Raw genomic sequence first — 9,364 nt, forward strand, 5'->3', positions numbered from 1 at the left:
GCGTCCCAGAGGGCGTCGGCAGCGTCCGTCTCACCTAGGTCTTCGAATAGCATCGACCATGATAACACGGTCGCTAGCGGGTTTGCGACGCCCTTTCCAACGATGTCTGGTGCGCTTCCGTGGACGGGCTCAAACATCGAGGGATACTCGTCTCCGGGATGAATATTCCCCGACGGCGCGAGCCCCATGCTCCCAGTAATTTGGGCGCCGATGTCGGTCAGGATGTCGCCGAAGAGGTTCGAAGCGACGAGTATATCGAACTCGTGTGGTCGACGGATCAGATCCATCGACGCGGCGTCAACCAGTAGGCGCTCGAGGGTCACTGCGGGATACTCTTCGCTGACCTCCGCTACGATGTCATCCCAGAACACCATGCTGTGGGCCTGTGCGTTGGACTTGGTTATATTAGTCAGGTGGTTCTCACGGCTGGACGCAGCCTCGAACGCCGCCCGGACGATTCGCTCGGTCCCGCGGCGAGTGAATAGCGCCGACTGGATCGCAGTCTCATGAGCCAGCCCACGGTGTTCCCGACCGCCCAAGTCAGCATACTCCCCCTCCGTGTTCTCACGGTAGACCACGAAGTCGATGTCCCCGCTCTCGTAGCCGCGGAGAGGGCTTTCGATTCCTTCGAACAGGACGTTTGGACGCTTGCAAACGTACTAATCGAATCCCTTGCGGATAGGTAATAGGAGGCCGTGTAGCGTCACGTGGTCGGGGACGTCTGGATGACCGACGGCTCCTAAGAAAATCGAGTCGGCGTCAGTAAGGCGGTCAAGCCCGTCGTCTGGCATCATTTCACCGTGGTCGAGGTAGTACTCAGTACCCCAGTCGAGGCGGTTGGTCTCGAATTTGAAACCATACTCGTCGGCAACTGTCCGGATGAGTGGCATAGCGGCGTCGACCACTTCGGTGCCGATACCGTCACCGGGGATCAGTTCAATGTCGTACGTCGTGGGCGTTGTATCTGCTGTCATTGGATCGAAGATTCGGTTTCGTCGCGGGGGAGATGGTTACTCGACACTGTACTCTTGGGGGATTCATATTGACCTTTTCGCCGATGTCTCCACGATAATCGTCGGAACCGATGGATGTCTTCCGAACGAGCGTAGATGCCTCGGCGATTAATCATTGAACGATTTCGATGCGTTCGACGGTACGTTCCAAACAGAGTCGGCAGTTGACTGCCGAGGGCTCTGAACAACCACGTCGTCATCGGTCAGTCACCCATAGGATCATAGTCACACCGGTTGCAGCGCCGAATGCGGCTGTGAGGACGGTGAAGGCCACCTGAAAGTTTGTAACCTCAGAGAGGTAGCCGACCACGGCGGGGCCGATGGCGCCCGCACCGACCAGCAGTGTTCGGACGACACCGAGCGTTCCTTTTGCGACATCTTGGGGAAGCACTTCCATCAGGTAAGCACCACGTACCGGTCGATATCCGTGGGCCCCAAGACCGAGAAGAACTATCGAGGTGCCAAGAGCGATCGCCCCCACTCGCCCTGAGAGTGCGACGAGGCCAACGAGGCCGACCGTCGCTGCCACGAGCGTGACCATTAGGATGGGGAGAACGCCGATTCGGTCGCTCGCTTCTCCGGTGGCTAGTTGAACCAGACTGACAGCGAAGAGGACGCTGAAAAGCAAGTTTGCGGTCGTGGAAGTGAGTTCCGCAGTGGCGGTGAGATACAGTGGGAGAAAAGCAACGAGAGCGTTGTACGTGAACGAGAACAGAATCGTCACGGCAACGAACGCTGAGAACCGTGGTTGACGGAATAGATCGAGGTACTCGTGGAACGGCGGAGTGCTATCGCGCCCACCGGACGCAGTCGAACGGTCGGGCAGGTGACGTGGCACACGGACGGCGAACGCGGCGGCGACGCCCACCACGGCTAGTCCTCCCACGAGAAACAGCGTTCGCCACGGAGCACCGAACACGCCGGGAAGCGCCGTCGCCGCGACGATCGCTGCGGGCGCCGCAACCCCGGCGAGGCTGCCGACCGTGTCGAACACGCCCAGCGACCGCCCGGTCTCCGACGGATAGATACGCGAGAGGAGCTCTATCGCTACGGTCTTATACGTCCCAGAGCCTGCTCCAACCAGTAGCATCGCAACCACCAGCAGCGGGAACGGACCGTCGACTACCAGCAGGAGCGCGCCGGAGCCCGTCACCACCCCGCCGGCGATAATGACGGCCACCGACCCGTACCGATCAGCGACAAGACCCGAGGGTAACTGCATCGCGGCGTACACCAGCATGAGACCGGAGAACGCAGCTCCGAGAGCCGTTCTCGAGACACCGTAGATCACCTCGAACCTGCCGAACAGCGGTGGGAATGCGTAGCGTATGAATTTCCCCAGGAACCATACCAGTGCCGTCAGTGCCAGCGCGTCGTAGCGGCGGAGATCCGGAAGCGAAACCGGCCACCTGGCAGTAAGGTCCTCGCTCGTCATCGTGTGTGCAGTCCTTGGTTGAAACTGATCGTTCCTGCTCGTCGCGGATCGTCAAGCGCGCTTGGCCGTCGATAGCCTGCTGTAATCTTCATATATCTATCCTGTGTGAGTTCGAACGAGCGCATCTACGGCGACGGGGCCCTCGGCCGTGACGACGACGGGATTGAGATCCAATTCGGATACAGCGTCGGTTTCCGCTGCCAAGTCGCCGACGTGCACGAGAAAATCGACAAATGACCCGATCCCAGGGGCAGGACCTTCGCGGCGGTTTCGGAGGAGCGCCGCGAGAGTAGTATCCTCGACGGCGGCCCGTGCGTCGGCACATGAGAACGGGGGCACGAGCGTGGCTGCATCGTCAAATGCCTCAACGAGAACTCCGCCGGGACCGACTGAAACAAGCGAACCGAATACATCATCTGGGGTGACTCCAGCGATCGCTTCAACACCATCGTCGACCATTGGCTGGACCAGCACGCCCTCTATCTCGTCCACGTCGACGGCAGTCAATGCGGCGTCCATCACCTCTTCGTAAGCTCTTCGCGCTGCGTCTGACGAATCGATGTTGAGCCGCACCGCACCAGCGTCCGTCCGATGGGGAAGTGCAGGCGAATCGACCTTCAATACGGCTGGGAATCCGACCTTACCGGCCGCGGCAGCCGCCTCGTCCGCATTAGTCGCCAAATGCGTCTCGACGACAGGAATGCCGTAAGCGTCGAGCAGCGATTCCGACTCCGCCCAGGTGAGCACCCGTCCGTCTGGGAGGTCTGCAATGGGTCCGTCCGTGTCAGCGACGAGTGTCTCGCGCGGAGACTGGTCTGCCAGACGGTCGCGCGTGGCGACAAAATCGATCGTCGACGCTACGGCATCCATGCATCGGCTCGGGTCCTCGTAGACAGGAATTGATTTCCGCAGGCGGGCGTAGGGCGGGGTTTCAGTGGGGTCTTCGGGTTCTTTTCGCCCAGTCCAGAGTACGTAAACCGGGTCGTCGGCCTCAGCGGCGATCCGTTCCAGATCCGCGGCGATGGTCTCCGCGCGCTTGTCGACTCCTGGGAGTCCGATTGCGAACACGTAGGCATCAAAGGAATCGTCGTCAAGGACTGAACTTGCTATCTCTGGGAGAGCGTGGGCACCATATCCTCGGATATCAGCTGGATTGTTGAACCCGCCATATGTCAGCAACTCCTCGATGTCAAGTAGCGTCCGCTCAGTCTCACCTTCGATGTCAGGGAGGGAAAGATCTCGCTCGGCGGCTAGATCAGCCAGCAAGCTCGCCAGACCGCCGCTGGTCGAAGCGACGCAGATACTGTCACCGTCGGGCTCGCCGTAAGTGGTGTGCGCGCTCGCCCGCGAGAGCAAGTCTGGGATGTCCGGGACACGTTCGATGCCCGTCTGATCGAAGGCAGCTTCCCAAGCGTCGTCGTCACCAGTGAGCGATCCGGTGTGGGAGAGCGTCGCCGCCTCGGACAGCTCCGAGGATCCGATCTTCACCGCGAGGACCGGCGTGCCGCTCCGGACGGCCGCTTCTGCGACTCGTAAGAACCGTTCGGGCTCTTCCACCCCCTCGATATAGGTGCAGATAACATCGACCTCGTCTTGATCGGCAAGATAGGCAACGTAATCTGCGGTTGTCAGGTCGACTTCGTTTCCGGTAGAGACGATGTGGCTGAAGTGGATGTCGTTATCGGCCGCTCGTTCGAAGAAAGTCGTGAATGCAAGTGCACCTGACTGACTGACTAGACCGATACCGCCAGGTCGAGGGTTCCGCGAGCAGGTCGAGGTGAGTGTGGCACCCTCGCTAGCCATCACACCGATACAGTTCGGTCCAACGACGCGAATGCCGGCCTCTTCGGCGGTCGCGGCCAACTCCGATTCTAATTCGGTGCCAGTCTCGTCGGCCTCGGAGAATCCCGCCGTCAGAACCAGTGCAACGGGGATATCACGCTCGCCCGCGGATTTGACGACATCAACGACGTACTCTCGGGGGACACTAACGACAACCAGATCCACCGCTTCGGGGACATCTGATATGTCATCGTAACACTGCCGCCCCCAAACCTTGTCACGTCCTGGGTTGACGGGATAGAGTGTTCCGTCGAAGCCGTACTCTAGAAGGTTCTCCGCAAGGTTACCCGAGTAGAACGAGTCGGGACTTGCCCCGACAACTGCAACTGATCCTGGGTCGAACAATGGATCCAAATCAGGGCCAGATACTGATTCGCAGGGGAGTTCGTTATTGTCGAGTTGATCATCCATAGACGTTGGAGCGTACCCCGGCATCGGATAATACCATACCCCCGAACCGAGGCAATGAGCTTCATTATTTATATGGGGGTGGGTATATTGTCATCAGCGAGTTACAGGCTCGCCGAAATATTGATAATCTAACATTGAGTGATGGGATCAACCAATATCAGATGGTTTGGTGAGAAACCCTTGAGGAAGATGCGTTGCAACGGTAGCCCCTTACCCCGTATGTATTGAGAACCTATTTGCTATTCATTGAGCGAAAGTGCCTGAACGCTGAACCGGCCGAACACCTTTGCCCAATCTCTCGAATAAGAAGACATGGACGAGAAACAAGATCGCAAACAGTCTGCGGCGATGTCGTTCGGCGAACAGGCCGAGGCATACCTCGAGAGTCGCGTCCACCGTACGGGTAATGATCTTGATCAGCTCGTCGAGTGGGTCGGAACAGCTGACCGGGCACTAGATGTGGCTACGGGCGCTGGCCACACCGCAGGCGCGCTACTTGAGGCAGACACGGACAGTGTCGTGGCGACTGACATCGCGCCGGAGATGATCACGACGACGAAACGAGAGTTTCCGGACGTAGCTGGTGTCGTCTGCGACGCTGAGCAACTCCCGTTCGCTTCCGGATCCTTCGACGCCGTGACGTGTCGTATTGCGGCCCATCATTTCCCTGACCCGGAGGCGTTCTTAGGGGAGGTAGCTCGGGTCCTCGAACCTGGCGGAACCTTCGCCTTCGAGGACAACGTTGCGCCAGACTCCGACACGCTCGACGAGTTCCTCAACAAGATAGAGACGATCCGCGACCCGACGCATGTCCGCTCACACCGCGCCAGTGACTGGTTTTCTTGGCTCACGAACGTAGGATTTACGATCGATGATTCACGCGTAGTCACGAAGACTCTCAATTTCGACGAGTGGGTTGAAAACGTCGACACGTCAGTTGAGCGGCAGGAGCGACTGCGAGCGGCGTTCGACGACCGCCCATCCGATGCGACTGAAACCTTCGAAATCGTAGAATCTGACGGCGACGTGGTGTCATTCGCGAATCTCAAATTGTTGGTCCAAGCAACTCTTTAACATCCCCCCACGCTGATATCGGAGGGTCCCCACGGCACCGCACCTCTTGGTTAGGATGTTCACTCATTTTCAACCAGGCTGTCGATCCGAGAACAATTGTCTGAATCTGACGATTCAGCCGGATGAAAACACGCAGCACCGTGATCACCATCAGTCCATACGTCGAGTTCCGGATCCTCACTATGACAGCGATCGGTCCCTTTTGGACAACGCGATGTGAACCGACAGCCTTCCGTCATATCGATGGGGTTGGCAGGCTTTCCTTCAAGCGTCACGCGATCACGACTGCCACGCGGGTCTGTCTCTGGGACTGCTGCGAGGAGGGCCTCGGTGTAGGGATGTTTCGTGTCTGAGATGATCTGCTCGGTACTGCCACGTTCAACAAACCGCCCACGGTACATAATCGCCAGACGGTCGGCAACCTGGGTGAGGCTTGCAAGGTCGTGTGAAATGTACAGGACTCCAATCTCTTCAGTATTAGCCAGTCCTCGTAGCAGATTCAACACCTCTGCTTGGAGAGACACGTCTAGCATTGAAGCAGGTTCGTCACAGATGAGGAAATCGGGATCAATGACGAGGGCCCGAGCGATGGAGACCCGCTGGCGTTGGCCACCGGAGAGCTCATTCGGGTACATATCCAAGTACTGGTCTGCGGGCGCCATTCCGACTTTTTCCAGTACCTCTTGGACAGTTTCGTCGCGCTCCTCAAGCCGGTAATTGTGGATCGTTAGCGGTTCCTTGACTAATTGCCCGACAGTCATCCGCGGATTCAGAGAGTCGTACGGGTTCTGGAAAATGATCTGTAGATCCTTCCGGAACGCCTGTAGGTCATCTTCTTGGAAGAACTCATGCGAACGCCCGTCAAACGTGAACCCTCCACTGGTTGGATCCTCTAAGAGTGCGAGCGTCTGGCCGAGAGTCGATTTTCCGCAGCCGGACTCGCCGACGATGCCGTAGATCTCGCCACGGGACACCGAAAACGAGACGCCGTCTACTGCATGGACATGCGACCCGTCGTTTTTCAACACCTTGGTGAAGATCTCTCCGCGCTTTTCGTACCACTTGCGGAGGCTGTTCGAAATCCCCGTCACAGTCGGTGAGATTCCACCGACTGGAAGTCCCCCAAATAATGACTCCGAATGTTCATACCACTTACACAGGTCGTCGACATCAAGAAGGACTTCACCCGAGTTGGACCGGGATCCCTCCGTAGAACCACCCCACGTCGTGGTGTCCTCAGCATCTCGGCGCATCCGAGCCGCTTGATCAGCGTGGTGGCACGCAACGGCGTGGTTCCGATACGGGAGTGTTTCTACCTCCGGCTCGGACGTCGCACACTCCTCGGTCGCGAACGGACAACGCGGTTCGAAGACACACCCGGTCGGCTTTGCGTCGAGAGTCGGAGGCTCCCCCGGCACCGATACGAGGTTCTCTCTATTGTCATCAAGCGACGGGTACGCGTTTTTTAGCCCCATCGTGTACGGATGTGTCGGATTAAGCAGGACGTTGTCGGTGCGGCCCTGCTCCATCACTTTCCCACCGTACAATACTGACATCTCGTCGCATGTCTCAGCGATCACACTGAGATCATGCGTGATGAGCAACAGCGAGCTGTCGGTCTCCTCTTGGATTTGGAGTATATTGTCGATGATCTTGTCTTGGACGATGACATCAAGCCCTGTAGTCGGCTCATCGGCGATGATCAGTTTCGGGTCAAGTGCGAGCGCCATTGCGATGACGACGCGCTGGCGCATCCCACCTGAGAACTGGTGTGGGTAGTCGTCGATCCGGTCTGGGTTGAGCCCGACCGTCTCGAACAGCTCGCGGGTGCGGCGGTTGGCGGTGCGCTCGGAGACATCTCGGTGTGTCTGAATTGCCTGCCTGATCTGTGCCCCGACAGACATCACGGGATCAAGCGCGTCGATAGCCGTCTGCGGGATGAAGGCGATCTCTTCCCAGAGCAGGTCCTGACGTTCGGAGGGCGTTAACGACAGCAGGTCCCGCCCATCAAACCTGACATTGCCCGACTCAACGACTCCGTGATCAGGTAAGAGCCCAAGGATTGCTTTCACAGCCGTCGACTTTCCTGACGCTGACTCGCCAGAAAGCGCGTAGTTGACGCCATCATCGATGCTGAACGAGACGTCATTCACGCTGTGGAGCGGGCCATCACTCGTCTCGTACCGCACCACAAGGTTCTCGACCTCGAGGAGCGTCATCCGTTCGTCCAACCGCGCAATACCCAACGACCGGTCTCACTCTGGTCGCGGAGATCGATGCCCGTTGGAAGAATGTCTCTACAGGTTGTTTGCCCCATTCTATCATGATTTATCCAGTACTATGTTAAGAACCCTCGGGTTACGTTCCCGAAAAAGTGGATAATGTTCATTGTGTTGATTCTACCAAGGTTGATTATCTCATATAGATATGTACCTGCTGTGTCCGATACTGAGCCACTTGAGCGACTCTGTGTCCACGAGAGTATCGACGAGAAAGTTCCGATCGAGTCGTTTGCCGACGCACTCCACGACCTTCGCGTTCCCGTAGAGATCGTCGGCGACGACGCCAGTTTCGACGAAACTGACGTGGTCGCATCGTATCGGCCACGCGACGGATTCCTCGATGCAGGTTGGGTCCACTGTATCCGGGCTGGCTATGACGAGTTTGACACCCAAGCATACGAGGACGCTGGCACGCCGCTGACGAATAGTACAGGTATTCACGGCACGACTGTTGGTGAATTAGTTATCGGATATATGATAATTTTTGCACGACGGCACCATGTCTATCGAGACAAACAATCCGACAACCAATGGTATGAACCGGCTTACGATCGACCGTTCACCGTTGAGGGAGAGTCGGCGTGCGTCGTCGGACTCGGAACGATCGGACGAGGCGTCGCGACTCGTGCGAGTGCTCTTGGGATGGATGTCGTCGGGGTCCGCCGATCGAACGAGTCAGTTCCGGGAGTTTCGACCGTCTATTCTCCGGATAACCTTCAGAAGGCGATCGAGGATACCCGATTCGTTATTCTCGCGGTTCCCGATACTCCGGAGACGGAAGACCTAATCTCTACTACGGAATTCCAGTGTATGCGCTCCGACGCCTATCTTATTAACGTCGCCCGTGGGTCTGTTGTGGACGAAAACGCGCTAATTACAGCTCTCGAAGACAACATCATTGCCGGTGCTGGACTCGATGTTTTCCGGACCGAACCGCTTCCAGAGTCTTCCCCACTGTGGGATTTTGAGGAGGTAATCATCTCCCCTCACCAAGGATCGACCACAAACCAGTATCATCGCGATCTCGCTGAGTTGGTCAAGGAGATGTTTCATCAGTATCAGTCTGGAGAGCCTCTTCGGAACCGCGTCGTGTGATCACATTAATTTTGCTCTGTTGAATCTATGGTCATCAACCACTAGTGGTGACTGATTTTCACGCGCGGACTTCGAAAACAATGGATTCACCTATGGAAACGCTGCTACCCGGGCAAACCACGTCTAGCGACAAAATGATTACGCCGTCTAGGGATCTGTTGTTTTCACAGCCGGTAGGCGGTCGGAACGTGTCTGCGGTGCGGTCGCTGTCT

General features: G+C 57.5%; 5 protein-coding genes and 1 pseudogene. 2 read left to right on the top strand and 4 right to left on the bottom strand.

Going from position 1 to position 9,364, the window contains the following annotated elements:
- The 3 genes and pseudogenes from B9H04_RS16410 to B9H04_RS16420 form a co-directional block, all read right to left on the bottom strand.
- Positions 1–974, bottom strand: a pseudogene (locus tag B9H04_RS16410) (isocitrate/isopropylmalate dehydrogenase family protein); the annotation flags it as partial.
- Positions 975–1,209: 235 nt separating this feature from the next.
- Positions 1,210–2,448 (bottom strand): MFS transporter, encoded by a 1,239-nt coding sequence (locus B9H04_RS16415; RefSeq protein ID WP_049933059.1) that lies wholly within the window; start codon positions 2,446–2,448, stop codon positions 1,210–1,212.
- 96 nt (positions 2,449–2,544) lie between these two features.
- Positions 2,545–4,701, bottom strand: coding sequence for an acetate--CoA ligase family protein (locus B9H04_RS16420; RefSeq protein WP_049933060.1), 2,157 nt, complete (start codon positions 4,699–4,701; stop codon positions 2,545–2,547).
- 312 nt (positions 4,702–5,013) lie between these two features.
- Between B9H04_RS16420 and B9H04_RS16425 the strand changes: the two genes are divergently transcribed.
- Positions 5,014–5,775: a class I SAM-dependent methyltransferase gene (locus tag B9H04_RS16425; RefSeq protein WP_049933062.1), complete on the top strand. Its 762-nt coding sequence runs from the start codon at positions 5,014–5,016 to the stop codon at positions 5,773–5,775.
- Between the two features lie 59 nt (positions 5,776–5,834).
- On the opposite strand, the gene B9H04_RS16430 is transcribed toward B9H04_RS16425, so the two are convergent.
- A complete protein-coding gene (locus B9H04_RS16430; RefSeq protein ID WP_049933063.1) occupies positions 5,835–7,994 on the bottom strand; it encodes a dipeptide ABC transporter ATP-binding protein in 2,160 nt (719 codons plus the stop codon).
- 219 nt (positions 7,995–8,213) lie between these two features.
- Here B9H04_RS16430 and ddh point away from each other — a divergent pair, with 219 nt between their 5' ends.
- Positions 8,214–9,152: a D-2-hydroxyacid dehydrogenase gene (gene ddh / locus B9H04_RS16435; protein WP_049933064.1), complete on the top strand. Its 939-nt coding sequence runs from the start codon at positions 8,214–8,216 to the stop codon at positions 9,150–9,152.
- Positions 9,153–9,364 lie beyond the last annotated feature (212 nt).

Origin of the sequence: Halorubrum ezzemoulense DSM 17463 (assembly GCF_002114285.1) — an archaeon.
Taxonomy (GTDB): domain Archaea; phylum Halobacteriota; class Halobacteria; order Halobacteriales; family Haloferacaceae; genus Halorubrum; species Halorubrum ezzemoulense.

Coding starts and splice junctions, on each gene's coding strand:
- B9H04_RS16415 (WP_049933059.1), bottom strand. CDS start 2,448: ATGACGAGCGAGGACCTTACTGCCAGGTGGCCGGTTTCGCTTCCGGAT.
- B9H04_RS16420 (WP_049933060.1), bottom strand. CDS start 4,701: ATGGATGATCAACTCGACAATAACGAACTCCCCTGCGAATCAGTATCT.
- B9H04_RS16425 (WP_049933062.1), top strand. CDS start 5,014: ATGGACGAGAAACAAGATCGCAAACAGTCTGCGGCGATGTCGTTCGGC.
- B9H04_RS16430 (WP_049933063.1), bottom strand. CDS start 7,994: ATGACGCTCCTCGAGGTCGAGAACCTTGTGGTGCGGTACGAGACGAGT.